Here is a 25,340-nt window from a genome sequence, read left to right as displayed (position 1 = left end):
GCCTCCGGGGGGCAGGCCTAGCGGCCAGACATGAAGAAACGGTTAGGGCGCGACCCAGCGGCCCGGCCCGTCCGGCCCGTCGAAGGCGGCACGCCGATGCGGCTGATGCGCGAGGCTGACCGCGTCGATCCCGCGGACCTGCCCGGACAACGCGATGAAACGATCGCGTGCGGGGGTCCGGATCACGATCTCGGGCGATGCGACCGGCAGGCCCGGCGCGGGGTCCGTGCCGTAATTCAGCCTCGGCTCGGGCGGAACCTCGGCCCAGCGGTCGCGGTCGGCGGGGATCAGCGTCATCTCGACCGAGAGGCGGATCTGGACCTGCGTCGCCGCGTCCCAGAACAGAAGGGCCGCGCGCGGCTCGGTCCAGAGGGCACGGATCTTGGCCGTCCTGAGGTCGCTATGCACCTCGACCGTGCCGGCCCGGCGGTCCGCGCCACGCAGGCCGACCATCCGGGCCTCGGGGCCGTCCGTGCCGGCGGTGGCGAGCGCCACAAACCGGAAGGGATCGGACGCGTCCGCCACCCCGGCGGCGAGCCGGTCCCAGATATGGCCGAGAAGGGTGTCGAGCTGATGCCAAGGGTCACTCATAGCCGGTCATCTCCAGATAGCCCGTCGCGGCATGGCTTCCGGCGGCCGTGACCGGCCCCTCCCAATAGGGAAAGAGGGTCGCCTGCCAACTCAGTGCGTTCACCGCGGTCACCGTAAGGTCGAGATCGCGGGCGGGCAGCTCCAGCCGCCATTCGGTGGGCACGTCCCGCCCGGCCACCTGCGAGACGTCGAGCGCCTCAAGGCGGAGCGCGTCGCCGGAATAGGGCGTCAGAGTGCCGTCGGGATCGATCCACGAGGCGTATTTGAAGGGCGTTCCGCCGCGCAGCTGGAACGCCATCAGCTTGGCGCCGCCCTCGAGATGCAGCGAAAACCAGTCCCAGCCCTCCTGGTCGTCCTCGAGCGGCTGGGACGACCATTCGCGATCGAGCCATCCCTGCCCCGTCACCTCGACCGGTCCCGACGGCAGGTCCAGCGTGCCCGAGACCCGGTAGAACGGCTGCGAATAGTAGTAGCTCGCCTGCCCGCTGGCGGACTTCACCGAGAAGCCGTCCGCCCCGTGAAAGACGAGCGGCCCCTCTGCGGTCAGGGCGAGGTCGTAGCCCGCATTGGGGCCGCGCGCGGTCAGCGTCAGGTCCCCCAGATCGGGCCCCGCCATGCGCCACTCGTCGATCCACGCGTCGAAGGGCGCGGCCTCGACCCCGGCCTGCCCGATGCCGCCCCGCGCCAGACGTTCGCCCGAGTGGTGCGCGTCGGGTGTGGTGATGCCCATGTGGCCCATCCAGACCTGCGGCCCGTCGGGCGTCAGCGCCGAGCGGAAGAGCGTCCACTGGATGCCGTAGGGTGTGCCGTCCGCGGCTTCGAGGCTCGCGGTCAGATACCACCATTCGATGCGGTAATCGGGATGCGGGCCGTGATCGGCGGGGAAGGCGAACTCCGGATCGGGGCGCGGCACCGCGAAGCCGTCGCCGCCCTGCCCAAGGCCCGCGAAGCCCTGTGCGGCAGCCTGCAGCGGCAGGAGGATGAGGAGAAGACACAGCCTAGCGTTCATGGGCGAAGACCTTCACGAGCCGGGCGGGCGGCATTCGCCACATGCGCCATGCCGGCAGGGCCGCGGCCAACGCAGCGGCAAGGACCGCCCAGAGCGCCAGCGCCGCCCAGCCGCCGGGATCGGGGCGGAGCGGCAGGCGCCAGCCGAAGGCCTGCACGTTGACCACAGCCAGAAGCACCCAGGCCAGCGCAATGCCGACCGGAATGGCCAACGCCGCCGTCGCCGCCCCGAGAAGGACGGCGCGGGCAAGATCGAGCGCCGCCAGCCGCCCGCGCGTCAGGCCGATTGCCCAGACCGGCGCGACCTGCGGCAGGCGCATGGTGCCGAGGGTCGTCAGCGACGCCCAGAGCGCGAACCCCGCGACGCCCAGCGTCAGGACATTGAGCGCGGCGGTGACGGCGAAGGTCTGCTCGAACACGTCGAGCGAGAAGCGCTTGATCCCGGCCTGGTCGACCAGCCGGTCGCGCGGCAGGCCGAACCGGTCGCGCACATCGGCCACGAGCGGGGCGACGGCATCCGGTCGCACGCGAAGGGCGAAGCGCAGACGCGGCGCCTCGGGAAAGAGCGCATCGAAGGGCGCGAGGCCGAGGATGGCCTGGCCGCGCGGATTGCCGTAGTCGGAATAGACCCCGAGGATGGTTTGCCGCCCGGCCGCGCCCAGATCGACCCCGTCGCCGGCCCAGAGCCCCTCGCGCCGGGCGAGCTGTTCGTTGACGAGCGCGCCCTCCCCGTCGGCCAGCTGGTCCCAGAGCTCTGGGATGCCGTCGAGGATCGGCCAGTGATCGCGGTAGGTCGCGTGGTCGGCGACGCCGAAGACTTCGCCCGGCGCGCCCTGGAGCTCGGCCTCCGTCGAGGTGATCGGCAGGATCGCGTCCACGCGCGGCTCCAGAAAGGCCACGAGCGCTTCGGCCTCGGCCGGGGTGGCGGCGGTGACGTAGAGCTCGGAGGCGAGGCGCTGATCGAGCCAGCCCGTGAAGGTCGCCCGGAAGCTGCCGACCATGGTGCTGACGCCGATATTGGCCGAGAGCGCGAGGAGCAGCGCCATCAGCGCGATGCTGAGGCCCGGAAGCTGCTGGCGCGCGTCGGCCCAGAGCCATTGCGCCACCGCTCCGCGCGCCATCCGCGCCCCGAGATCGAGCAGGAGCGACAGGAGCGGCAGCAGGAGAAGCGCCGCCCCGAGAAGGAGCGCGCCGAGACAGAGAAAGCCCGCGACAAGGCCATGACCGAACAGTGCAAGCGCGGCCGACGCGGCCAGAAGGGCCAGCCCCGCACCGGCCTGCCGCATCAAGGTCGATGCCCGCGCGCGTGCCCAAGCGCGGGGCATGGCGGGCGCCAGCACCGGCAACTGGGCGAGCCGCCAGAGGCTGCCGCCGCCCGCGATGGCCAGACCCGCACCGGCCATGGCGAAGCCCGAGAGCCACCAGATCGGCGCCAGGCCGAGCGTCCCCGCGACCCCTGCGCCATAGAGCCCCGAGAGCGTCGCGGCCACGCCCGGCAGAAGGGCCGCCGCCACGAGATAGCCCAGCACGATCCCGAGGGCGCCCGCGATGAGTGTGAAGGCGACCAGTTCGCCCGCCAGAAGCCAGGTCAGCCGACGTGCCGAGACGCCAAGCGCACGCAGCGTCCGAAAGAGCGGGCGACGCTGTTCGAAGGCGAGGCCGATGGCGGCGTGCACGATGAAGAGACCGACCGCGAAGGCCAGGAGCGCGAAGGCCGTCAGGTTGAGATGGAAGCTGTCGGTCAGGCGCGCGACATCCCCGGCCCCGTCGGTCGTGACGAGGCGTGTGCCGGGCAGGAGGTCGACCAGTCCTAAAACCTCAGGTCCCCCGCCGAGTATGGCGAGATGGTCGATCCGGTCCGTGCCCAGCAGCGCCTGCGCCGCGGCGATATCGGCGAGGACATGTCCGGGCGCGAGACCCTCCAGCGGCCGGACGGTCGGCAGGCCGTCGGGCAGCCGGTCCATCGCGTCGGGCGCAGCGAAGATCACCTCGCCGGCCAGGAACCCCGCGAGATCGCCATCGCCACCCAGATCCGGCAACGGGCCCGCGGCCGGTGCGGTGAAGGGGTCGAGCCCGATCAGCCGCACGGTAGAGCGCGGCAGGCGCGCCTCGATCACGGGCGTCACCGCCCAGCCCGCGCGGCGTGCGGCGGCGAAATCGGCAAGGGTCAGCGGCCCCTCAAGCCGGGTTCCACCCTGCGCCCCAAGGGTCGCGGCGGCCTGGTCGTAGCTGAGCCGCGCCTGCGCGTTGATCGCCTGCACGCCGGTCCAGAGGCCGGTTGCGAGCGCAAGGCCCACCACCAGCGTCACCAGCTGCACCGGGTGCCGCAGCCAGTGCGACAGGAGCGCTTGCAGGGCCGCGCGGTTCACGTCACGCGCCCGGCGCGCAGATGCAGCCGCGCGTCGAGCCGCCCAGCGAGCCGTTCGGAATGGGTCACCATCAGGAGGGCGGCACCCGCCCGGACGACCATGTCGCGCATCACGTCGAGCATCGCGTCGCCGGTCGCCTCGTCGAGATTGCCGGTCGGCTCGTCGGCGAGGACGAGCTTCGGGCGCGCCAGAAGCGTCCGCCCGATGGCGACGCGCTGCTGCTGGCCACCCGAAAGTTGCTCGGGGTAGCGGTCGAGATGCCCGGCCAGCCCGAGCCGTTCGGCCAGCGCCGCCACATCGTCCGGCGGATGGCCCGCCAGCCGGGCATGAAAGGTCAGGTTGGCGCCGACATCGAGCGAGGGGATGAGATTGAACTGCTGGAAGACGAGACCCACGGTGGTGCGCCGCATGTCCGCCCGACCCGCTTCATCGAGGGCGGCGATGTCGCGGCCGTCGATCTCGATGACGCCCGCGTCGGGCGCGTCGAGGCCACCGATCAGATGCAGGAGCGTCGACTTTCCCGACCCGCTCTCGCCGGTGAGGGCGAGCGTGCGTCCGGCGGGGATGGCGAGCGAGACGCCGCGCAGGACCGGCTGCGACCCGTCGCCCGTCTCGTAACTCTTCTCGATCTCGCGCACGTCCAGCAGCATCGGGCCTCCAAGCCTGCGGACGATAGCCGGGGGGCGCGGCGCTTCAACCGCTGCCCGCCCGCCCGCGTCAGAGGGTCACGTCGGGCAGGCTATGGAATGCGGTGCGCAGCGCGTCGGACCACCCGTCCGAGATCGCCGCAAAATCGGCGTCGCTGTCCTGAATGCGGCGGTCGAGCCCGAGGCGGCAGGTATCGGTCTCGAGGAGTTGCAGGTCCAGCGGCGTGCTGACCGACAGGTTGGCGCGGATCGTTGAATCGAAGCTGACCATCAGGAGCTTGGCGGCCACCTCGAATGTCATCGCCGGATCGTAAGCGCGCACGAGGATGGGGCGGCCGTATTTCGTCTCACCGATCTGGAAGAAGGGCGTATCGGGCTGCGCTTCGATGAAGTTGCCCTCGGGATAGATCATGTAGAGCCGGGGCGGCGAGCCCGCGACCTGACCGCCGAAGACCATCGTTGCGTTGAAGGTGTTGGCCTTGGATTTCACATCGCGCGCATCGGCGATGACGCCCCGCAGCGTTTCGCCGATCAGGCGCGCGGCCTGGAACATCGACGGCGCAGTCAGGAGCGAGGGGCTGCGTTCGGAGGGCGCGAGGTTGCGCTCGTCCAGAAGACTGACGACGGCCTGCGTGGTGGCGAGATTACCCGCGGTCATCAGAACCATCGCCCGCTCGCCCGGCACCTCCCAGGTGTGCATCTTGCGATAGGTCGAGACGTTGTCGACGCCGGCATTGGTGCGCGTGTCGGACATGAAGACAAGGCCGCGATCGAGTTGCAGGCCGACGCAATAGGTCATGGGCGAGGTCCAGAAAAATGGTTGCCGTGCTGTGCCATGCCCGCAGGGGCCGCGCAACGGGAACTCACCGGGGACGAGCGTTTGGCGCCAGGTCCAGTGCGCTCCTAGAGTCGGCGCGCGACGCGCGCGGTCCTATTGCTGCGACTGCTTCTGGGCCTGGCCCTCGGAGACGATCAGCTCGACATCCATCGCCTCGATCCCGGCGCCCTGGCGCACGCCCGTCACCGGCGCGGCCTCCGCATAGTCCCGGCCCGTGGCGACCCGCACGTAGCGGTCGTCGGGCGAGATGCCGTTCGAGACGTCGAACCCGACCCAGCCGATCCCGTCGACATAGGCCTCGGCCCAGGCATGGGTCGCGGTCTGCGCGTCCTGACCGTCCATCCGCAGGTAGCCCGAGACGTAGCGCGCGGGCCGGTCGAGCAGGCGCGCGCAGGTGACGAAGATATGCGCGTGGTCCTGGCAGACGCCGGTGCCCGCATCGATCGCCTCCTCGGCGGTCATGTCCACGTCCGTCGTGCCGGTCGCGTAGGTCACCGCGTCGCGGATCACCTCGGACAGACGGTGGAGCTGGCCCAGATCGTCCGACATCTCGCGGACCTCGCGCGCGAAGGCGAGCGTGCCGCTGCCGCGCCGGGTGCGATCCGTCGGGCGCAGGAACATCCACAAGGGCACGAAGCCGCCCTGCTTTCCGATGACGCCGCCCGCATCGCTCATCTCGACGCGGCCCTCGGCGATGATGCGGATCTCGCCCGCGCCGGGATTGATGGATACCAGCTGCGTCCGGTTGGCATTCGCATCGTCGAACTCGACCTCGATGCGCCCGCCCTCGATCCGGGTATCCCAAGACAGGATCTTCTGGTCCGGGCGGTTCTTCGGCGTCAGGCGCAGCTGCTGGAGGCCATATGTCGTGGGGCCGTCCCAGCGATAGGTCGTGACGTGGCGTATATCGAGGCGTCTGGTCATTTGACGAACCTGTAATCGGTTTCGATCTGCGCCCCGAGTGCCGCGTTCATCCGCAGGAAATCCTGCAGGAACTCGTGCAGCCCCTCTTCGAACACGCTCTCGATGCTGGCACTGTCGAGCTTGCGGCAGACCTCCTCGGCGAGGTCGTGGCTGGGCATCCGGATGCCATGGTCGCGTTCGAGATAGCCGAGATTGCCGCCAATCTTCTTGTAGCAGAACGCCAGACTGCGCGGCATCCGCTTGTCGAGCATCAGGAACCTCGCGATGTCGGCCGGTCGGCGGGTCCGGCCGTGCACCATCAAGAACGCGTTCTCGGCCGAGACCGAGCGCAGGATCACCTCCCATTGCGCGTTGTCGAGGGGCGAGCCGACACCGGCGGCGGTCGGCAGGAGCACGTAGTACTTCACGTCCAGAAGCCGCGCGGTGGCGTCCGCACGCTCCATGAAGGTCCCCAATCGCGAGAAGTCGAAGATCTCGTTGCGCAGCATCGTGCCATGCATCGTGCCCCGCACGAAGGCCGAGCGCTGTCGGATCGCGCCGAGGACCTTGGGCAGGCTGCGCATCGTGACCTTGCGCGACAGGTCCGCGCGCAGCGTCATCCAGCATTCGTTGACCGCCTCCCAGACCTCGCGGGTCAGGGCGGTGCGGACCGTACGCGCGTTCATCCGCGCCGATTCCACGCAGGCCAGGACCGAGGACGCGTTGTCCGGCGATCGCAGCAGCCAGTCGATCACCGCTTCGGCGGTGACGTCGTCATGGGCAGCATCGAAGGCCTGCCGCACGCCCGCCGTGCTGAGGACCGAGGCCCATTCGGTTTCCGCGCGGTCGGGGCGCGTCAGGGCGATGCGATGGCCGGTCTCGACCAGCCGCGCGATATTCTCAGTCCGCTCCAGATATCGAAACATCCACAGGAGACCGCCTGCCGTTTTGCCGAGCATCATTCGTCCTCCAGCACCCAGGTGTCCTTGGTGCCGCCGCCCTGGGACGAGTTCACGACGAGCGATCCCTTCTTGAGCGCCACGCGCGTCAGTCCACCGGGCGTGATGTCGATCCGGTCGGGCGAGACGAGAACGAACGGCCGCAGGTCCACGTGCCGCGGCGCCAGCCCCTCCTTGGCGAAGATCGGAACCGTCGACAGCGACAGCGTCGGCTGCGCGATGTAGTTCGAGGGTCGCGCCTCGAGCTTCTTGCGGAACGCCCGGATGTCCTTCTTCGATGCAGTCGGACCGATCAGCATCCCGTAGCCGCCCGAGCCGTGCACCTCCTTGACGACGAGGTCCTCGAGATTGTCGAGCACGTGACCAAGGCTGTCCGGATCCGAACATCGCCAGGTCGGCACGTTCTCCAGAAGGGGCTTTTCGCCGGTGTAGAACTCCACGATCTCAGGCATGTAGCTGTAGATCGCCTTGTCGTCGGCCACGCCTGTGCCCGGCGCATTGGCGATGGTGATGGCGCCGGCGCGGTAGACGTCGAAGATGCCCGGCACGCCCAGCACGGAATCCGGGCTGAAGTTCAGAGGGTCGATATATTCGTCGTCCACCCGCCGGTAGAGCACGTCGATGGGCTTGTAGCCGCGGGTCGTGCGCATCGCGACGCGGCCGTCCACGACGCGCAGGTCGTGACCCTCGACCAGCTCCACGCCCATCTCGTCGGCGAGAAAGCTGTGCTCGTAATAGGCGGAGTTATGGATGCCGGGCGTCAGGACGGCGACGACCGGGTCGCCATCGCAGGCCGGGGGCGCGCAAGCCGCGAGGCTGGCATGGAGGTTCTGCGGGTAGGAGGACACGCGCTGGACGCGGTTCTGCGTAAAGAGCTCGGGGAACATGCCCAGCATCGTTTCGCGGTTTTCCAGCATGTAGCTGACGCCCGAGGGCGTGCGGGCATTGTCCTCGAGGACGTAGAATTCGTCCGGCCCCGTCCGCACGAGGTCGATGCCCACGATATGGGTGTAGACCCCGCCCGGCGGCTCGACCCCGATCATCTGCGGCAGGTAGGCCTCGTTGCGGGCCAGCATCTCGTAGGGCAACCGCCCGGCACGGACGATCTCCTGGCGGTGGTGGATGTCGTAGAGGAAGGCATTGAGCGCGCGCACGCGCTGCTCGATCCCGCGCGACAGCTTCTTCCATTCACGCGCGGCGATGATGCGCGGCACGATGTCGAAGGGGATCAGCCGTTCGCCCGCCTCGGCCTCGCCGTAGACGTTGAAGGTGATGCCGGTCAGCCGGAAGATCTCCTCGGCCTCGCGCGCCTTCTGGCGCAGGTCGCCGGTCTCCTCCTCCGAAAACCAGCGCTCGAAGGCGGCATAGGCGTCGCGGACCGATCCGTCGGGGTCGGTCATCTCGTCGAAATTGGGCGCTGAGTTCATCTCGCGACGATGGTCGCTTTCGCCGCGGAGCGCAACGCGGTCGGGGACGGGGCACGGATCGTAACCGGACGGCAACCTTTCCGCGCCTAATCTCGGACCCGAAATGCCCAGGAGCCGTGCATGCGCCTAATCCGATCCCTCACCGTCCGGCAGTCGATGATCCTCGTGTTTCTGTCGGGCTTCGCGACCGCGTTGCTCTTTGCCGGCTCGGTCATCCTGGGCGATATCCGCGATTCCCGCGCCCATGGTGCCGAGGCCGGGATCATCGCGCTGGACGATGCGCTGTCGCGCGTCTCGCGGGCGATGCTGCTGGAACGCGGGGCCTCGACGGCGTGGCTCGCCTTCGGTGGCGCCGACTGGGCGGATGCCGTCGGACAGGCGCGCGTCGCCACCGACCGCGCCTTTCGCGACGCCGAGATGCGCACCGCCGATGGCCGCCTGCTGGCGCAGGCCGGGCTCGCGACCGTCTCGCTTGGCTCTTGGCGCCAAGCGCAGGGAAGTCTTCGGAACCGCATCGATGGCGGGACGACCGATCTCGCAGCGCTCTATGAGGTCATGGCGCGCGACAATGCCGCCGTCCTCGCAGCGATGACCAGCGCCACGGACCGGTCGCGCAGCGCCGCCCTCGCACAGCGCCTTCATGCCAGCATCAACCTCTCGCGGGCGATGAACGCGCTCGGGGAATGGCGGGACCGAGGCGTCATCGCACGCGCCAGTGCGATGGCCGCAGGTCGGCCCGATCAGAACCAGATCGCAGACATGGCTGCCGCGCGGGGACGGTTCGACGGCCTGCTTGCGGGGTTTCGCCAAGTGGCGGGACGCGGACTCGGTGAGATCGAGCTGACATTCGGCGCCTGGACACAGCTTGGATCTGCTGCGGCGCCGAGCGGCCTCGACACCTGGGTGGCGGACCCCTCTGAGCGCGCCGAAGGGGTCGGCGTCCCGACCTGGTTCGCGGATGTCGACACGAGGATAGGGATGCTCGGGACCGCGCGCCGCGCATATCTCGACCATCTCGGACAGCTCATCCGGCAGGATGCCGCCGCCGCGATGGCGTCGGCCCGGTCGAAGGCGCTGCTGCTCTCGGGCATGGCGCTGCTCTTCGGCGGGGTCGCGATCATCTCGGTGCGGTCCACGGACCAATCGCTCCAGAAGATCGTGCGCAGCATCTGCCACCTGTCGCTTGGGGCGACGGACGCGCCGATCCCGCATTGCCCCCAGAAGGATCTCGACAAGGTCGGCCGCGCGCTCGAATTGCTGCGCGCCAGCCAGGTCGCACGAGACCGCGAACTTGCGGCGAACGAGGATCTGCGCGGCCGCTTCGACGCGACGATGCAGCGAATGCTCAGCGGTGCGGCGAATGGCCGATCCGCCGAGCGTCTCGACGTGCTCGGGATGGACGCACCGACAGCGGTGCTCGCGCGCGGCATCAACCAACTGCTCGACCGGGTCGAGGACAAGAGGGACACGGCCTGATGCGCGGGTCGTTGAGTGCCGTTTGGAGTCGCCGTCGAACCGGCAGGCCCGGTGGCCACGGCCCGCCCGGCCCTAACTTCAGACGATCTCTTCGGGCATCGCGGGCAGGCTTCGCCCGAACCGCCTAGCGGGCCCGGTCAGGTAAGGCACGAGGAAGCCTTGGCGCGTCTCGGGCTTGCGGCGCGCGTTTTCCAGCGCCAGCCGCTGCCACGCCGGGACAGCGGTTTCGGGCGACAAGAGCGCGTCCACCTCCTCCATATCGCCGCACCAGTGCCGCAGGCATCGCTCGCGCAGGTGGGTCGCGATCGCCCGATCCCGGATCGGCAAGGCCAGTTCGGTGTCCCAGCGCAGGCTGCGCCCGTTGAGGTTCGCGCTCCCCACCATGGCGAACCCGTCGTCGATGACGCAGACCTTCGCATGGACATAGACCAGCGGTGCGCCGTGGAGCGTGTCCCGGCCGGTCCCCTGCGCGGTGCGCGGCTGGACCGGGGACCCGACGAAGATACGCCCGCGAAACGCGCGCCGGAGCTTCCGGATGCAGGAGAACTGCAGGTATTCCCCGAACCGCGCATCGCTGCGCGTGGCCCCCATATAGGCGACGTCCTCGGGCGCGCCGGGCAGCACGACCATCAATTGGAGCGACGGCTGTTCGCGCGCCCGCCGGGCCAGCGCGCGCGCGATCCGCCGGTCCCGCAGGAACTGCGTTTCGATATAGATGAAGCGCTCGGCATGCGCGATCTCGTCCAGAAGCGCGGCCTCGATCTCGGCCAGGACCGGGCGCGGGGCGAAAAGCGACGGGCGCCCCTCTGTCTTGGCCGAGAGTGTCCGAAGGATGACGCCGCCCAGGTCCGAAGGCGTGGCCGCCCCCTCGATGCCCTCGACGAATTCCTCGAGATGGGTCTTTATCGCCGCCGCCACGTCCGCGTCCCGGACCAGAAGCTGCACGTCGTGCCATGTCTCGTCCGACGGACCTTCATGGCGCAGCGTGTCCCAGCGCCGCTCGTTGAGGTCGAGCCCGCCGATATAGGTCACCGCCTCGTCGATCACCGCAACCTTCTGGTGATGGGTGACGGGCCAGAGCGACGGCAGCGGCCAGATCCGGGGCCGGAGCCGCCCCCCGGTCCGGGCGGTCAACGCCGCGAAGCGCGGATGACGGGCAAGGAAGCGCGACAGCGCGCGGTCCCCGCGCTTCGTCGTGCGGCGAAGCCGACCGTCGAGAAGCGACCGCACCTGCGGCAGGAGGGCGACCTTGGCGACCGCCCCGACCGAAGCCGGGTGGAGCGAGGCCATGATCTGAAGCCGCCCCGCCTCGCCCGCAAGCTCGTTCAGCGCGGTCGCCATCGCCATGCTGCGCCATGTGCCGCCATGCAGCTCGGTCCCGACGACGGGGTCGAAATCCGACAGCACCATGCGGACCGATACCCCCCGTCGGATGGTGTGCAGCATCAGGTCGAACCAGTCCGTCCCGATCTTCAACGCCTCGGGGGTCCGCAGCTTTGTCGAGAAGTCGAAGATGCGGAAGCCCGCGACGATCTCGTGCTCGGCGGCGAGCACGGCACGCTCGAAGGCGGGATAGGCCTCGGCCGCGGTCAGCAGGATGTCGAGATCGTCAGGGCCGGACACATGCGGCGGCGGCGTGGGGGGGCTGCGCTCGAACATGTCAGTAATCCTGCGTCGCGGCCTGCTGCGTGGCGACCGGGAAGGTCAGCCGCACCGCGTAACGATCCTCCTCGGTCCCCATCCGGAGCGTTCCGGACAGCTGGCTCTCGAACGCCCGGATCAGCTGCGCGCCCAGCCCGTTTTCATTGTCGGGCACCGGTGCTGCGCCCAGCGTGCTCGTGATGGTGAGCTGTCCCTCCCCGTTCCCGCCGCGGACCAGCGCCAGGTGGATCTGAGTCGTGCCATCCGCATCCGGGCCCGCATAGCGGATCGCGTTGGTCATCGCCTCGCTGCAGAGCATGCTGAGCGGGACGGCCTGATCCGGAAAGAGCTCGATCGGAGTGGTCTCGACCCGAAGGCGGATCTCGCTGCTGCGGGGCGACATCGCAACCAGCTGTTCGGCAAGGTCGCGGATCAGCTGGCCCGCGTCGATCCGGTTCATGTCCTCGGAGCGGTAGAGGACGCGATGCACCGATGCCAGCGTCAGCACCCGCTCCTGCAGTCGGCGCAGCATGCTGCGGGCCTCGTCGTCGGTCGCCTTGCGCATCTGCATGTTCATGATCGACGTGATGAGCTGGAGATTGTTCTTCACCCGGTGATGCACCTCCTTGAGGAGGATGTTCTTCTCGCGCAGGTTGTCCTCGAGCCGGGCCTCGTCCTGGAGGATCGACTGCGCCATGTCGCGAAACTCCCGCTCGATGGCGGCCAGGTCGTGCCCCGCGGTCCGCATGACCGGACGCGCCACGAGGCGGCGGGTGCGCGCAAAGGTCCGCATCTGCCGCGAGAGACCCCGGATGTGGCGGATCACCAGCCGGTCGAGGGCGACGAAGGCCACGAAGAGGCTGGCCAGCCACATCAGCGCCGGCAGGATCGACGTCGCCAGAAGGCGTTGCGGCCCCGAGGTGACGAGCGCCGCCTCGGGCCATGAGCTTAGCGCAAAGGCGACGTCCGGCAGGAGCGGGACGACCCCGTAGGTGCGACGCTGGCCGGTCGCGTCGTCGGCCACGAAAACCTGTGCGCCCCGGTCGGTCAGATCCATCAGCGACGTCTCGGCCGGCAGGGCGGCGCGCGCCGCATCGTCATCCTTGGTGCCGGTCAGGATCTGGCCCCGGTGATTGAAGGTCACGATCGTCACCGGAGAGTCGAGCGCCAGTGTGTCCATCGTCGGCAGGAGCGTGTCCTCGGGCACCGAGAGCGACAGGAACCCCTGGAGGGTGCCGTCGACGTCCCGCACCGGCTCGGTGATCACGATGACGGGAAGTCCGGTGCCCTGACCCGAGGGGTTGCGCATGACGCTGGAGCGCGGGTCGGAGATATTTTCGGTCAACGCCTCCATCATCGGGGTGCCCGTCAGATCGAACCGTTCGCCGTTCGACGCGCAGACGACCTGCCCGTCGAGGCCGATATAGGAGATGACGGAATAGACTTGAAAGCGGCTCTGGAAATCGGCGAGCTCGGCGTCGCAACCGTCGGACCGCCGGGTCGCGAGCAGGATGGCCTGCCCCAACCCGCGCGCCGCACCATAGCCACGCTGAACGACGGCCTGCAGGTCGTTCGTCGCCCGCTCGGTGAGGAGCAGAAGCGCCAGCTCCGAACGCTGTTCCGCCTGCCGCGCGTTGTCATAAGTCAGAAAGACCGACGTCGCGGCGAACGGAAACAGGGCAACCGACAGCAGTATGAGAACGCGCGTTGTCAGCCCGCGCTGTCCGAAGCCGCCGGGGGTCATCACATATTGCCGTTATGCGCCGATGCGACGACCGCCATGGTGGCACTGTCGGTCAGTTCGAAAGCCTCGTCGTCGCTCATGCCCATCAACTCGACGAGCTTGGCGCGGCCGCGGTTCACCCGGCTCTTGATTGTGCCGACGGCGACGCCGCAGGTGACCGCCGCCTCTTCGTAGGCAAAGCCGGAGGCGCCGACGAGGACCAGCGCCTCGCGCTGCTCTTCGGGAAGCTTGGCGAAGGCGATCTCGAAATCCATCATGTTGAGGCGGCCGTCATGATCGGGCTTCCGTGACAGGCTGGCGGTGATCGCGCCGTCCGTGTCGGGCACCTCGCGCTTGGCCTTGCGCCGGTTCGAATAATACGTGTTCCGGAGTATCGTGAAGAGCCACGCGCGCATGTTCGTGCCGGGCTGAAACTTGTCGAGGTTGGACCAGGCCTTGACCAGCGAGTCCTGAACCATGTCGTCGGCCAACGCCGCATTGCGGGTCAGCGAAACGGCAAAGGCCCGCATCGCGGGGAGGTGTTCGACCAACTCCTCGCGCGGATCGGGATGACTCACGAGTTGTCCCCTTCCTTGCGCGGCGAGGCGGCTTCGCCGGCCTGCAACTGACTGAGGAGCTTGGCGAACCGGTCCGGGACCTCTTCGGACAGGACCGAGTTGTAGACGCGCTTGAGGTTCTGGTCGATAAGGTCGTCGACGCTCGCTTCTTTGTCTTTCTCGTCGGTCATCCGTATCCCATCTGCCCACTGTGGTTTTTTTTCTGGGGCTGGAACTGAACGCGACGCATGCGAGTTTGTTCCGAACAAAAATCAATCTCGCTCGGCGGGAAAAAGGCGACAGGACACGATGGACAGCACGACTGAAATCAGCAAAGCCCTGCCCTATCTGCGACGCTACGCGCGTGCGCTGACGGGCGCCCAGACGAGCGGCGACAACTACGCCGCCGCCACGCTCGAGGCGATCCTGACTGAGCCAAGCACCCTCGATGGCGCGTCCAACACGAAGGCCGGGCTCTTCCGCACGTTTCACGGCATCTGGGTCAGTTCGGGTGCCCCCGTCGATACCGAGGAGACGGGGCTGGAGGCCGCGGCCCAGCGCCACCTGTCGCTGCTGACGCCGAACACCCGCGAGGCGCTTTTGCTGCACACCGTCGAGGAATTCAGCTTCGACGAGGTGGGCGAGATCATGCAGATCAATGGCGGTGAAGCCCGCGACCTCGTGAACATCGCCCGCCAGGAGATGTCGAACGCCATCTCGGGCCGGGTCATGATCATCGAGGACGAGTCGATCATCGCGATGGATCTTGAGTCGCTGGTCGGCGAAATGGGTCACCGCATCACCGGTATCGCCCGCACGCATCGCGAAGCGGTCGATCTCGCGGGCAAGGAAATGCCAGACCTCATCCTCGCCGACATCCAGCTGGCCGACAATTCCAGCGGCATCGACGCCGTCAACGAAGTCATGAGCGATCTTGGTAAATGCCCGGTGATCTTCATCACCGCCTTCCCCGAGCGCCTGCTCTCCGGCGAGCGCAAAGAGCCGGCCTTCATGATCGCCAAGCCTTATACGCAGGAACAGGTGCGATCAGCCGTCAGTCAGGCGATGTTCTTCTCGAGCACCGAAACCCTCACCAGCTGAGCCGACGGGCGCGGGTCCGGGCCGATCGGCTCAGACCTGCGCGCGCATCAGTGCGGTCAGGAACGCATCGTCCGAGAAGGGCCGGTCGAGGACGATCCAGTTCGGCGAAAGGTTCGGCGGAACCGGGTCCATATCGGCCAGAAGCACGATCCGTCCGCCCGAGGCGATGAAGTTGTTCACCTCTTCGGACGTCACCACATCACGCACCGGCCGCGCCGTCACGAGCACGCCACCGGACCACGCGGGCCGCAGCGGCTCGAGCGTCGAGAGCGTCTTCAATTGTATGACTTCGGATTGGTCGTCCGTCCGTCCCAAGAGATCGATGAGATCGAGCGCGACGAGTTCGTCCTCGGCGTCGATGATGTATTTCACGGCGTGCAGGCTCCGGTCTGAACACCACGCATGGAACATTCCGGGATAGGTCGCATTAAACTGTGACATATCTCCTGGGAGTGTTCATGGTCACGCGCTGCGACAATTGTCCGTTACGGACCCGAAGCCTGTTCACCGACATGTCGGATGACGAGGTGCGCCAGACTCAACGCTTCAAAGTCGGCGAGATGACGGTCGAACCGGGCACACCTGTTCTGACCGAAGGCTCTCATTCCGCACAGATTTTTACCGTGCTCGACGGCATGGGCCTACGGTTCAAGGTCCTCGAGAACGGACGTCGCCAGGTCACGACCTTCATCTTTCCCGGTGACCTCATCGGATTGCAGGCCGCCGTGATGGGCGAAATGTCGCACACGGTCGAAGCGCGCACGCGCATGAAGCTCTGCGTGTTCGATCGCGCGGCGCTCTGGGGGTTCTTCAAGAACTCGCCGTCGCGGTCTTATGACCTGACATGGATCGCCGCGACCGAGGAGCATTTCTTGGGTGAGGCTTTGACCACCGTGGGCCAGCGCGCCGCCGAGCAGGCGGTGGCCTGGGCGCTGGTACGCCTGTGGTTGCGCGCCGAACAGCTCGAGATGATCTCGGGGGGCGGCATGCCGCTTCCGTTCCGGCAGCAGGATCTGGCGGACAGCCTGGGCCTGTCGCTCGTACATACCAACAAGACCCTCGCCAAGTTCCGGGAGCGGCAGCTCGCGACCTGGCGCGAGGGCGTGCTGATCGTCAACGACCTCGAATTGCTGGCGAAGATCGGGATGACCGACAGCGAGCCCGCCCAGACGCGCCCGCTGCTCTAGGGTCCAGCCAGTCGGTCAGGCCTGGCTCAGCTCGGATCCGGATTTCAGGACGCGGTCGCCGTCATCCTGCTCGATCATGAATGCCGGCTCGTCGTTGCTCGCGTTACGCGTGACCTCGTTGCCGTCGATCGTCCGCGTCACCTTATCGGTAAACCGCTCTGTCACCTTGCCGGTGCCTTCGCCGTTGCCCCAGTTCCACTTCACCTTGTCGCCTACATTGATATCGGCCATCGCATCTCACCTTTCGTGCTGAACGCTCCGGCAACCCGCGCACGGATGCCGGAGTTCCGATGCTCAGAGCGGGCGGCGATGCAGCTCGTCCTTCACCTGACCATGGGCGAGCAGGGTGAAGATCACGGTTCCGCCGACGATATTGCCTGCAAGGACCGGCAGGAAGAAGGTCACGAACCCCTCGAAGAACCCGAGCTGGTCGCGCCAGACCATCCAGCCCCATTCGACCGAACCCGCGACGACATGGGTGAAGTCCCCCGCAGCGATCAGCCAGGTGAAGACCATGATGATCGCAAAGGCCCCGCCGGACCGCTGCGGCAGCATCCAGACGAGTGCCGCGACAATCACGCCTGCCGGGATCGCCCGGAAGAACGCCTCGCTCGGGGCGAAGCCGGTCGCGTGGGCCGAGAGGCTGTCAAAGGCGGGATAGAGCTCGGTGGGCAATGCGGGCGTATGGGCATAGAGCGCGGAGACCGCGAAGGCGCCCACGACATTCGCCACGAGCACCAGCGCCCAGAGCCGCAGCATCGCCATGAAGATGCGCCGCGTGGGCCGGGCGATGACCGGGAGGACGGTCGTGATGGTGTTTTCCGTGAACAGCTGCATTCGCCCGAGGATGACCACGAGGAACCCCAACGAATAGCCAAGGTTCTCCACGAGGTAGGACCAGGACGCGTCCGCCGGCAGGTAGGTCCGGAACACGGCCTCGCCCAGCACGGACATCGAGATCATCATGCCTGCCGCGAGCCCGGAATAGACGAGGCTCCGAAGCGGGCGCGTCAACTCCTCCTCGCCGTCCCGGCGGATCACTTCGAAGAGGAGCTTGGGCGCGAGTTTCCCCGCGTCCTCGATGGCCTCTTCCTCGCGCTGCTCCTCGGCATGCTCTTGCTTGGCGGTGCGCGGGTCCAGCCCGAGCGATTGGCGGGGTGTCATGCGAAGCTATCCCATCGGTTGTGCAGTTCCATGAAACTTCCCGCGACGCGATTGCGTTCCCTCTGGCCCAACCGCAGACGCCAATGCTCGATATCTCCCCCCTGAAGCAATTCGCCCGCCTCCGGACGCTCGTCCGGGACATCCGCGCGAGTTACTGGTTCATTCCCGCCTGTCTCGTGACGGTGTCTGCCATCTCCGCGTGGTTCGCGCATTTCGCCGGCGTTGACGTGACCGAGACCATCCCGCTGCCGCCCGCCCTCATGAACATCACGACCGAGGGCGCGCGCAGCCTTCTGTCGGTCATCGCGGGGTCGGTCGCATCGATCACGGGTGTGATGTTCTCACTGACGCTCGTGGCGGTGACACATGCGGCCGGGCAATACGGCCCGCGCCTGATCGGGAACTTCATGCGGGACCGCGGCAACCAGTGGTCTCTCGGCATCCTGATCTCGGTTCTGGTCTTCGCAGTCACGACGCTGGCGCTTCTCTCGACGGGCGAGGATCACGTCGCCCGGCTTTCGGTCTCGATCGCGCTGATGCTGTGCTTTCTCGCCATCGGGACGATGATCTATTTCGTCCACCACGTGCCCGAGACGGTGAATGTCTCGAACATCACGGCGCAGCTCGGAAAGCGGTTCGACGCGATGATCCGGGCGCAGATCGACGGGCGAGACACCGATGCGGGCACGGTCACGCCGCCGGACCGCGACCCGGACCGTGTGCTGAACATGCCGAATGCGGGCTTCGTCCAAGCGGTGAACTACGACCGAATCGCCGACATCGCCGAGGATCGCGACCTCGTGATGCGCTTTGAACGAACGCCCGGCGATTTCGTGAACCCGGCGCAACCGCTTCTGGAGATCTGGGGCGACGACATCGACGACGACATCGAGGAAGACATCCGCGACGCCGTCGCCATCGGTCAGGAACAGACCGAGATGCAGACGCTAACCTTCGTCGCCGACCAACTGGTCGAGATGACGGCGATCGCGCTCAGCCCCGGCATCAATGATCCGTTCACGGCCATAAACTGCCTTAACTGGCTGTCGGCGGGGCTGGCCTCGGCGCTGACCCACGAAGGCGGCCTCGTGGCGCATCCGCCGGGCCGGATCCACGGTCGCGCCCTGACCTTCGACGACCTCTACGCCCATACCTTCCCGGCGGCCCTGCCGCACGTGATCGCCGATGACATGGCGCGCGGGCGCGCGGTGGCGCTGCTGTCGGACCTGATGGCGCTCGAAACCGAACTCGATCGACGCGCGATCCTGCGCGATCTCAGGCGGTTGCGCGCCGCCTGACGCGCGCGCATCGTGACGACACGGTGCTTACACTTGCATCGCTGCGATGCTAGAAACGGCGGACGGGTGCTGCCGCTCGTGCCGATTTCTCGAGGGATATCCTGCCCGTGATCCCCATCCGCATCCGCGCCGCCATCCTTCTCCTTTCCGTCGCGCTCTCGACCCTGCCCGCCGCGGCCGCGCAGTTGCAGCTGGCGCTGCCGGCGGACGAAGACCTCTCTGAAAGCCTGACCGCCGCCTCCCTGACGGTGGGCGCGATCCGCGACGCCGACGGCGCACCCGTGCGCCGCGACGTCGTGGCCGCGGCGCAGGCCGACTATCGCCGCCTCGTGGCCGTGCTCTTCGAGGCGGGATATTTCGGGCCCGTCATCTCGATCCAGATCGACGGGGTCGAAGCCGCCGCCCTCCCCGTCATCTCGCGGCAGGATCCGATCGGCACCGTGACGATCTCGGTCCAGTCGGGCCCGCGCTTCCTGTTTCGCGAAACGCGGATCGCGCCCGTGGCCCCCGGCACCGAACTGCCCGAGGATTTCGCGCCGGGACGCCCGGCGGGCACCGACGTCCTGCGGCGAACCACGTCGGCGGGTATCGACCGCTGGCGCGCTCTGGGCCACGCCAAGGCGGAACTGGCCGGACAGGACATTGTCGCAGATCACGCGGCCAACCGGCTGGACGCCGCGCTGGCGCTGGCGCCCGGCCCGAAGCTGCAATACGGCCCGCTCTTCGTCGAAGGGGCCGAGCGGGTCCGCGAGGATCGCATCGCGCGGATCGCCGACCTCCGGCAGGGACGCGTCTTTGATCCCGAGCAGGTGGACGAGGCCGCGCGCCGGCTGGTCCGCACCGGCGCCTTCCGCTCCGTTTCGATCACCGAGGCCGACGAGATCGGGCCCGCCAACACCCTTCCGATGACGGTGCAAGTGGTCGAGCGCCTGCCCCGCCGCTTCGGGGCGGGCGCCGAACTCAGCAGCGAGGACGGGCTCAGCCTGTCGACCTTCTGGCTGCACCGGAACCTCAGCGGGGCAGCCGACAGCTTCCGCGTCGAGGGCGAGATCGAGGGCATCGGCGGTGATACCGGCGGCGAGGATTTCCGCCTGAGCTTCGCCTATAACCGGCCCGCGACCTTCAATCCCGAAACCGACCTCTATGCCTCGGCCTTCATCGAAAGCCTCGACCAGCCGAACTTCCAGTCCGACCGCGTCGGCTTCGAGGTCGGCGCGCGCCGGATCGTCGACGAGGAGTTCAACTATTCCTACGGCATCGCCTACGAGCAATCGAAGGTCGAGGACGCGTTCGGCCGTCGCGACTTCTCGATCCTCTCGCTCCCGCTCGAAGCGGAATACAATCGCCGCAACGACGATTTGAACCCCACCGACGGCTTCTACATCGAAGCCTCAGCCGAGCCGTTCTACGGCTTCCGGACGGCGGGCGCGGGCATTCGCTTTCTCGCCGACCTGCGCGGCTATCAGGGCTTCGGCTCCGAGGATCGGACGGTCGTCGCGGCCCGGCTGCAGCTCGGCTCCGTGGTCGGCCCCGACCTTGCCGACACGCCGGCCGCCGATCTGTTCTTCTCGGGCGGCGGCGGCACCGTGCGAGGACAGGAGTTTCAATCGCTCGGCGTCACGTTGCCCAGCGGGCGGCTCGTCGGCGGCAAGTCGTTCCTCGGCTTTTCGGGCGAGCTGCGACAGGGCGTGACCGAAAAGATCGGCGTCGTCGGCTTCGTGGATATGGGGCTCATCAGCCCCAACAGCGACTGGTCGGATGGCGACACCCATGTCGGCGCGGGCCTCGGCATCCGCTACGACACCGGGATCGGTCCGATCCGCGTGGACCTCGGATTGCCCGTGTCCGGGCCCGGCGATCCGTCTGGGGTCGCCATCTATATCGGCATCGGTCAGGCGTTCTGATGCGCCGCCTCGCCCTCGCCCTCGCCCTGGCCTGTGCCGCCACGCCCGTCTTCGCGCAGGACGAGACCGAGCGCGACCGCGGCTTCCTGACGGCCCTGATCGAGGACAACCTGTCCGCGCCGGGGCTCGCCGTGCGGATCGACGGCTTCGACGGCGCGCTCTCGTCCGAGGCGACGATGGACCGCCTCTCGATCTCGGATGACGAAGGGACATGGCTCGTCCTCGAGGATGTGGTGCTCGACTGGAACCGCTCCGCACTCCTGCGCGGACGGCTCGAGGTGACGCAGCTCAGCGCGGGTCTCATCCGCGTCGATCGCGCGCCGCTGCCGGCCGAAGGGGTCGAGGCGCTGCCGGATGCGGGCGCCTCTGGCTTTGCGCTGCCGGATCTGCCCGTCTCGGTCGAGATCGACACCCTGACCGCCGAGCGGATCGAGCTCGGCGCGCCGTTCCTGGGCGAAGAGGTGGCGCTCACGCTCGACGCCTCGGCCAGTCTCGTGGACGGCTCGCTCGACGCGCGCATCGAGGCGCAGCGGCTCGACGGCGTGACGGGACAGTTCTCCATCGCGGTCGCCTATACGGGCGAAAGTCAGAACCTGACGGTCGATATCGATCTGACCGAGGGCGAGGGCGGGATCGCCGCGACGCTTCTGCAACTGCCCGGACGTCCCGCGATCGAGCTGACCGTCGCAGGCAGCGGCCCGCTCGACGCCTTCATCGCCGATATCGCCGTGGCCTCGGACGGGGTCGAGCGGATCGGCGGCGACGTGACCCTGACGGGCACGTCCGACGGTCGCCGCTTCGAGGTCGATCTCGGCGGCGACGTCACCGCGCTCTTCGCGCCGCGCTACCGGCCCTTTTTTGGCGACGACGTCCGCATCGCCGCCGCCGGGCTTCAGCGCGACGGCGGCGGAACCGATCTGGACACCCTGCGGATCGCCACGCAGGCCTTCGACCTGTCCGGCAACGCGCAGCTTGGCCCCGACGGCTGGCCCACGTTCCTCGATATCGACGCGCGGATCGCCGCCGCCGATGGCGGGCCGGTCGTCTTGCCCATCGGCGGCGACCCGTCGCTGGCCGAGGCGCGCCTGACGATCACCCATGACGCGACGGTCTCGGACAATTGGCGGCTCGACCTTGATGCGACGCGTTACGAGGGGCCGGACCTGACCGTCGCGACCGCCCGGATCACCGCCGATGGCATCCTCAGCCGCGCGGATGGCGCGGTCGAGAGGGCGACGGCGGCGATCACGGCCGCGCTCGATGGCCTCGTCTTCGCGGACCCGGCGCTGGGACAGGCAGTCGGCCCGCGCGTCGCCCTCGACGGCGACGTCGCGTGGTCGGCGGGCACGTCCGTGCGCATCTCGGGGCTCGAACTCGCCGGCGGTGCCTACGCTCTGGGCGGCACGGTCGAAATCGCGACCGCGGCCGACGGGCTGCCGATCACGATGGACGTCACGCTCCGGCACGACCGGTTGCAGAGCCTCGCGGCCTTCGCGGGCCAGGACCTGAGCGGCACGGCCCGTGCGACGATCCGGGGCGTCTATGCCCCGCTTGCGGGAACCTTCGATCTGAACCTCGACGCCGAAACGCAGGATCTGGGCCTCGGGATCGCGCAGGCCGATGCGGTGCTGGCGGGCGAGACGACCCTGACGGCCGCGGCGCGGCGGACGGTCGACGGCACGTTCCTCGACGCCTTCCGGGTGGGGAACGACCGCCTCACGGCGCAGGGCGCCGCCCGTCTGCTCGACACCGACGCGCCGGAAACGCTGCAGGGCCAGCGCAGTACGGCGACCTTCTCGGCCCGGCTCGACGACGGAACGATTCTCGATCCGCGCCTCGACGGTCCCATCCAGCTTGCCGTGGACGTGACACGCGACGACGAGGGCGCGTGGCGCGGCAATTTCGACGCCGCGGCTCCAAACGGGGTCGCTGTCTCGGCCAATGGCGTGCTGACCGGCGACACGCCCGCCGTCGATTTCACCGCCAACGTGCCGGACCTCTCCGCCTTCGCCGACGGCGTGCCGGGCGCGTTGTCGCTGGCGGGCACGGCGTCGGCGACGAACGGGCTCTGGTCGCTCGACGCCGATGCCAGCGGCCCTTGGGGCCTGCGCGCCGAGGTCCAAGGCCCGGTCACCGGCCCGACCCCCGAGATCACCTTCGAGGCGACCCTGCCCGATCTCACCGATCCCGTCCCGGCGCTGGCGTCGATCGAGGCGCTGCGCGGCGCGGTCGCTCTTTCGGGCACGATCGGGCGGACAGGCGACGAATGGCGGCTCGACACCCGGCTCGACGCGCCGGCGGGCATCGCGCTGCGCGCCCGCGGCCCCGTCACCGGCGACGCGCCACGTATCGAGTTCGTCGGAACCGTGCCGGAAACCTCGGACCTCGTCCCCGCCGTCGAAGGGCGCCTTGACCTCGATGGTGCGGTGTTCCGGGCGGAGGATGACTGGGTCGTCGACGCCACGGCCACCGGGCCCTACGGCGCCACGGTTACGGCCCGAAGCGCGCTGACCGCCCAGCCCCTGACGGTCGATTTCACCGCGGACATTCCCGATCTCGGTCGCGTGGCCCCCGCCATTCCCGGCAGCCTTTCGGTCAGCGGGCAAGCCATTCAGCGCCCGGACGGCTTTGCGATCGAATTCGACGGCACCGGTCCCTACGACGCGACGCTGGATGGCGCTGTGGACCTTGCCGGGGCACCGGTCGTCACCGCCACCGGCCAGATCCCCGATGCCGCTCGCATCGCGCCGCAGTTGCGCGGGCCGCTCGATTACGACCTTCGCGCCGAGCAGACCGAGGCCGGATGGCGCGTCGATGCGGCGGTGGACGGCGCGCAAGGACTTGCGGCAACGGTCGAGGGTTTGGCGACAGGACCGTCGGCCGACCTGTCCTTCACGGCGCGCGCCGCCAACGTTTCGCCCTTCCTGCCGGGCCTCAGCGGGCCGCTCGACGCCAGCGGGCGGCTTTTCCAGCAGGGCGGCGAGTGGGCTGTCGACCTGGACGCGTCGGGGCCGCTGGGGGCGCGGCTCTCGGCCGATGGCACGCTGACGGGTGGCGCGGCCAGCGCCCGGTTCGACCTCTCGGTTCCCGACATCTCGCCGCTCGTGCCCGACCTGGCAGGCCCGCTGCGGATCGACGGCACCGCGAACCAGCAGGGCGATGGCTGGCGGCTCGATGTCGACGCCACGGGTCCGGCGGGCACGCAGGCGGCGATCGACGGCACCGTGGCGTCGGGCGGCACGCTCGACCTCTCGGTTCAGGGCAGCGCACCACTGGGCCTCGCCAACGCGGCCATCGCGCCGCGACGGCTTGCCGGGCAGGCCCGGTTCGACCTGAATGTGAACGGCCCGCCCGCCCTCGAAAGCGTGCGCGGCACGATCCAGACCTCTGACGCGGCGCTGTCGCTGCCGACGCTGCGCAACACGATCGAGAATATCGACGCCACCGTCACGCTGACGGGCGCGCGCGCGCAGGTCGAGCTGACCGCCGCACCGGCCTCTGGCGGGCGCGTCACTGTGACGGGGCCGGTCGACCTGACGCCACCCTTCGACGCAAACCTGACCGTCGGTCTGGATGTCACGCTGACCGATCCGAACCTCTATACCGCCGATCTCTCGGGACAGATCACGGTGACGGGCCCGCTGACCGCCGGGCCGCTGATCGCCGGTCGGATCGAGGTCGACGGGGCCGAGATCGCCGTGCCCTCCACCGGCCTCACGGCCGTCGGCGACCTGCCCCCGATCCGGCACCTCGCGACGCCGCGCCCCGTCCAGCGCACCCTGGCGCGCGCCGGCCAGGACGCCGCCAGCGTGCGCGAAGCGTTGGCCTCGGCCGAGCGTCCGTCGGGTCCGCCGATCCGGCTCGACCTGGTGATCTCGGCGCCCGGGCGCATCTTCGTGCGCGGACGCGGCCTCGACGCCGAACTCGGCGGCCAGCTCCAGCTTCGCGGCACCGCGAACGCCCCGATCACGACCGGCGGGTTCGAACTGGTGCGGGGCAGGCTCGACGTGCTGCAACAGCGCTTCGAGCTCGACGAGGGCGCGATCACGTTCCAGGGCGACCTCGTGCCCAATATCCGGTTGGTGGCCGTGACCGAGACCGACACGATCACCGCGTCGATCATCGTCGAAGGCCCCGCCGACAACATCTCGGTCCGGTTCGAAAGCACGCCTGACGTCCCCCAGGAGGAAATCCTCGCCCAGATCTTCTTCGGCCGCGACCTGAGCCAGCTCTCGCCGCTCCAAGCCCTGCAACTGGCCAATTCCGTCGCCGTCCTCGCAGGCCGGAGCCAGGGCGGTTTGCTCGACAGGCTGCGCGGCGATGCCGGTCTGGACGATCTCGACATCACCGCCGACGACGAGGGCAACGTCGCACTGCGCGCGGGCAAGTATCTGAGCGATAACGTCTATACCGACGTCCAGATCGACCAGAACGGCGAGGCGTCGGTCTCGCTCAACCTCGACCTGACGCCGAACCTGACGGTGCGCGGCGCCGCGGGGGCCACCGGGGATACGTCGCTCGGCGTGTTCTTCGAAAAGGATTACTGA

Annotated in this window: 21 protein-coding genes; 6 read left to right on the top strand and 15 right to left on the bottom strand. The window is 68.6% G+C overall.

From position 1 onward, the window contains the following. Positions 1-42: 42 nt before the first annotated feature. From Q0833_RS01770 to Q0833_RS01735, 8 genes are all read right to left on the bottom strand, one after another. Positions 43-591 carry a pyridoxamine 5'-phosphate oxidase family protein gene (locus tag Q0833_RS01770; protein WP_298429673.1) on the bottom strand — a complete coding sequence of 183 codons (549 nt, stop codon included), beginning with the start codon at positions 589-591 and terminating at the stop codon, positions 43-45. Beyond that, the gene (locus tag Q0833_RS01765; RefSeq protein WP_298429671.1) at positions 584-1,600 is read right to left on the bottom strand and encodes a lipocalin-like domain-containing protein; all 1,017 of its coding nucleotides are present in this window, start codon (positions 1,598-1,600) and stop codon (positions 584-586) included. Before Q0833_RS01765 ends, Q0833_RS01770 begins: the two co-directional genes overlap by 8 nt. Then, positions 1,590-3,968, bottom strand: coding sequence for an ABC transporter permease (locus Q0833_RS01760; RefSeq protein ID WP_298429669.1), 2,379 nt, complete (start codon positions 3,966-3,968; stop codon positions 1,590-1,592). Before Q0833_RS01760 ends, Q0833_RS01765 begins: the two co-directional genes overlap by 11 nt. After that, on the bottom strand, positions 3,965-4,618 hold the full coding sequence (locus Q0833_RS01755) for an ABC transporter ATP-binding protein (protein WP_298429668.1): 654 nt from the start codon (positions 4,616-4,618) through the stop codon (positions 3,965-3,967). Before Q0833_RS01755 ends, Q0833_RS01760 begins: the two co-directional genes overlap by 4 nt. A 67-nt stretch (positions 4,619-4,685) precedes the next feature. Continuing rightward, positions 4,686-5,414: a proteasome-type protease gene (locus tag Q0833_RS01750; RefSeq protein ID WP_298429665.1), complete on the bottom strand. Its 729-nt coding sequence runs from the start codon at positions 5,412-5,414 to the stop codon at positions 4,686-4,688. Between the two features lie 132 nt (positions 5,415-5,546). After that, positions 5,547-6,377, bottom strand: a complete 831-nt coding sequence (locus tag Q0833_RS01745) for a transglutaminase family protein (protein WP_298429663.1) — start codon at positions 6,375-6,377, stop codon at positions 5,547-5,549. Next, positions 6,374-7,315, bottom strand: a complete 942-nt coding sequence (locus Q0833_RS01740) for an alpha-E domain-containing protein (RefSeq protein ID WP_298434913.1) — start codon at positions 7,313-7,315, stop codon at positions 6,374-6,376. The genes Q0833_RS01745 and Q0833_RS01740 overlap by 4 nt, the downstream gene beginning before the upstream one ends. Then, positions 7,315-8,742 carry a circularly permuted type 2 ATP-grasp protein gene (locus Q0833_RS01735; protein WP_298429661.1) on the bottom strand — a complete coding sequence of 476 codons (1,428 nt, stop codon included), beginning with the start codon at positions 8,740-8,742 and terminating at the stop codon, positions 7,315-7,317. Before Q0833_RS01735 ends, Q0833_RS01740 begins: the two co-directional genes overlap by 1 nt. 120 nt (positions 8,743-8,862) lie before the next feature. Between Q0833_RS01735 and Q0833_RS01730 the strand changes: the two genes are divergently transcribed. Continuing rightward, positions 8,863-10,218, top strand: a complete 1,356-nt coding sequence (locus tag Q0833_RS01730; RefSeq protein ID WP_298429659.1) for a nitrate- and nitrite sensing domain-containing protein — start codon at positions 8,863-8,865, stop codon at positions 10,216-10,218. A 78-nt stretch (positions 10,219-10,296) separates the two neighbouring features. Here the strand turns inward: Q0833_RS01730 and Q0833_RS01725 are convergent, their stop codons facing one another. Genes Q0833_RS01725 through Q0833_RS01710 form a run of 4 tightly spaced genes read right to left on the bottom strand, consistent with a single transcriptional unit; the run spans position 10,297 to position 14,330 of the window. After that, entirely contained in the window at positions 10,297-11,877 is a 1,581-nt protein-coding gene (locus tag Q0833_RS01725) for a phospholipase D family protein (protein ID WP_298429657.1), read from the bottom strand. 1 nt (position 11,878) lies between these two features. After that, positions 11,879-13,603: a sensor histidine kinase gene (locus tag Q0833_RS01720; RefSeq protein ID WP_298429655.1), complete on the bottom strand. Its 1,725-nt coding sequence runs from the start codon at positions 13,601-13,603 to the stop codon at positions 11,879-11,881. Then, positions 13,603-14,160: an RNA polymerase sigma factor gene (locus Q0833_RS01715; protein ID WP_298429653.1), complete on the bottom strand. Its 558-nt coding sequence runs from the start codon at positions 14,158-14,160 to the stop codon at positions 13,603-13,605. The genes Q0833_RS01720 and Q0833_RS01715 overlap by 1 nt, the downstream gene beginning before the upstream one ends. Continuing rightward, positions 14,157-14,330 carry a NepR family anti-sigma factor gene (locus Q0833_RS01710; protein WP_298429651.1) on the bottom strand — a complete coding sequence of 58 codons (174 nt, stop codon included), beginning with the start codon at positions 14,328-14,330 and terminating at the stop codon, positions 14,157-14,159. The genes Q0833_RS01715 and Q0833_RS01710 overlap by 4 nt, the downstream gene beginning before the upstream one ends. Before the next feature lie 118 nt (positions 14,331-14,448). On the opposite strand from Q0833_RS01710, the gene Q0833_RS01705 reads away from it, so the two are divergent. Further along, a complete protein-coding gene (locus Q0833_RS01705) occupies positions 14,449-15,240 on the top strand; it encodes a response regulator (RefSeq protein ID WP_298429649.1) in 792 nt (263 codons plus the stop codon). A gap of 30 nt (positions 15,241-15,270) precedes the next feature. Here the strand turns inward: Q0833_RS01705 and Q0833_RS01700 are convergent, their stop codons facing one another. Then, positions 15,271-15,681, bottom strand: coding sequence for a hypothetical protein (locus tag Q0833_RS01700; RefSeq protein WP_298429647.1), 411 nt, complete (start codon positions 15,679-15,681; stop codon positions 15,271-15,273). Between the two features lie 71 nt (positions 15,682-15,752). Here Q0833_RS01700 and Q0833_RS01695 point away from each other — a divergent pair, with 71 nt between their 5' ends. Beyond that, a complete protein-coding gene (locus Q0833_RS01695; RefSeq protein WP_298429644.1) occupies positions 15,753-16,427 on the top strand; it encodes a Crp/Fnr family transcriptional regulator in 675 nt (224 codons plus the stop codon). Between the two features lie 15 nt (positions 16,428-16,442). Here Q0833_RS01695 and Q0833_RS01690 read toward each other — a convergent pair whose 3' ends face one another. Continuing rightward, on the bottom strand, positions 16,443-16,658 hold the full coding sequence (locus Q0833_RS01690; RefSeq protein ID WP_298429642.1) for a DUF2945 domain-containing protein: 216 nt from the start codon (positions 16,656-16,658) through the stop codon (positions 16,443-16,445). Between the two features lie 63 nt (positions 16,659-16,721). Next, positions 16,722-17,591, bottom strand: a complete 870-nt coding sequence (locus Q0833_RS01685) for a formate/nitrite transporter family protein (RefSeq protein WP_298429640.1) — start codon at positions 17,589-17,591, stop codon at positions 16,722-16,724. Positions 17,592-17,674: 83 nt separating this feature from the next. On the opposite strand from Q0833_RS01685, the gene Q0833_RS01680 reads away from it, so the two are divergent. From Q0833_RS01680 to Q0833_RS01670, 3 genes are all read left to right on the top strand, one after another. Beyond that, positions 17,675-18,889 carry a DUF2254 domain-containing protein gene (locus Q0833_RS01680; protein WP_298429638.1) on the top strand — a complete coding sequence of 405 codons (1,215 nt, stop codon included), beginning with the start codon at positions 17,675-17,677 and terminating at the stop codon, positions 18,887-18,889. A 107-nt stretch (positions 18,890-18,996) separates the two neighbouring features. Continuing rightward, on the top strand, positions 18,997-20,793 hold the full coding sequence (locus tag Q0833_RS01675) for an autotransporter assembly complex family protein (RefSeq protein ID WP_298429637.1): 1,797 nt from the start codon (positions 18,997-18,999) through the stop codon (positions 20,791-20,793). Next, entirely contained in the window at positions 20,793-25,340 is a 4,548-nt protein-coding gene (locus Q0833_RS01670) for a translocation/assembly module TamB domain-containing protein (protein ID WP_298429634.1), read from the top strand. The genes Q0833_RS01675 and Q0833_RS01670 overlap by 1 nt, the downstream gene beginning before the upstream one ends.

Origin of the sequence: uncultured Jannaschia sp., assembly GCF_947503795.1 — a bacterium.
Taxonomy (GTDB): Bacteria; Pseudomonadota; Alphaproteobacteria; order Rhodobacterales; family Rhodobacteraceae; genus Jannaschia.
The sequence above is the reverse complement of the archived record's forward strand: the minus strand, read 5'-3'. Positions and strand labels throughout refer to the sequence as shown.

Bases quoted from the DNA above. Each gene is read 5' to 3' on its own strand.
- Q0833_RS01725 (WP_298429657.1), bottom strand. From the start codon at position 11,877: ATGTTCGAGCGCAGCCCCCCCACGCCGCCGCCGCATGTGTCCGGCCCT.
- Q0833_RS01735 (WP_298429661.1), bottom strand. From the start codon at position 8,742: ATGAACTCAGCGCCCAATTTCGACGAGATGACCGACCCCGACGGATCG.
- Q0833_RS01750 (WP_298429665.1), bottom strand. From the start codon at position 5,414: ATGACCTATTGCGTCGGCCTGCAACTCGATCGCGGCCTTGTCTTCATG.
- Q0833_RS01700 (WP_298429647.1), bottom strand. From the start codon at position 15,681: ATGTCACAGTTTAATGCGACCTATCCCGGAATGTTCCATGCGTGGTGT.
- Q0833_RS01685 (WP_298429640.1), bottom strand. From the start codon at position 17,591: ATGACACCCCGCCAATCGCTCGGGCTGGACCCGCGCACCGCCAAGCAA.
- Q0833_RS01680 (WP_298429638.1), top strand. From the start codon at position 17,675: ATGCTCGATATCTCCCCCCTGAAGCAATTCGCCCGCCTCCGGACGCTC.
- Q0833_RS01695 (WP_298429644.1), top strand. From the start codon at position 15,753: ATGTCGGATGACGAGGTGCGCCAGACTCAACGCTTCAAAGTCGGCGAG.
- Q0833_RS01730 (WP_298429659.1), top strand. From the start codon at position 8,863: ATGCGCCTAATCCGATCCCTCACCGTCCGGCAGTCGATGATCCTCGTG.
- Q0833_RS01720 (WP_298429655.1), bottom strand. From the start codon at position 13,603: ATGACCCCCGGCGGCTTCGGACAGCGCGGGCTGACAACGCGCGTTCTC.
- Q0833_RS01765 (WP_298429671.1), bottom strand. From the start codon at position 1,600: ATGAACGCTAGGCTGTGTCTTCTCCTCATCCTCCTGCCGCTGCAGGCT.
- Q0833_RS01710 (WP_298429651.1), bottom strand. From the start codon at position 14,330: ATGACCGACGAGAAAGACAAAGAAGCGAGCGTCGACGACCTTATCGAC.
- Q0833_RS01755 (WP_298429668.1), bottom strand. From the start codon at position 4,618: ATGCTGCTGGACGTGCGCGAGATCGAGAAGAGTTACGAGACGGGCGAC.
- Q0833_RS01705 (WP_298429649.1), top strand. From the start codon at position 14,449: ATGGACAGCACGACTGAAATCAGCAAAGCCCTGCCCTATCTGCGACGC.
- Q0833_RS01690 (WP_298429642.1), bottom strand. From the start codon at position 16,658: ATGGCCGATATCAATGTAGGCGACAAGGTGAAGTGGAACTGGGGCAAC.
- Q0833_RS01670 (WP_298429634.1), top strand. From the start codon at position 20,793: ATGCGCCGCCTCGCCCTCGCCCTCGCCCTGGCCTGTGCCGCCACGCCC.
- Q0833_RS01770 (WP_298429673.1), bottom strand. From the start codon at position 591: ATGAGTGACCCTTGGCATCAGCTCGACACCCTTCTCGGCCATATCTGG.
- Q0833_RS01745 (WP_298429663.1), bottom strand. From the start codon at position 6,377: ATGACCAGACGCCTCGATATACGCCACGTCACGACCTATCGCTGGGAC.
- Q0833_RS01740 (WP_298434913.1), bottom strand. From the start codon at position 7,315: ATGCTCGGCAAAACGGCAGGCGGTCTCCTGTGGATGTTTCGATATCTG.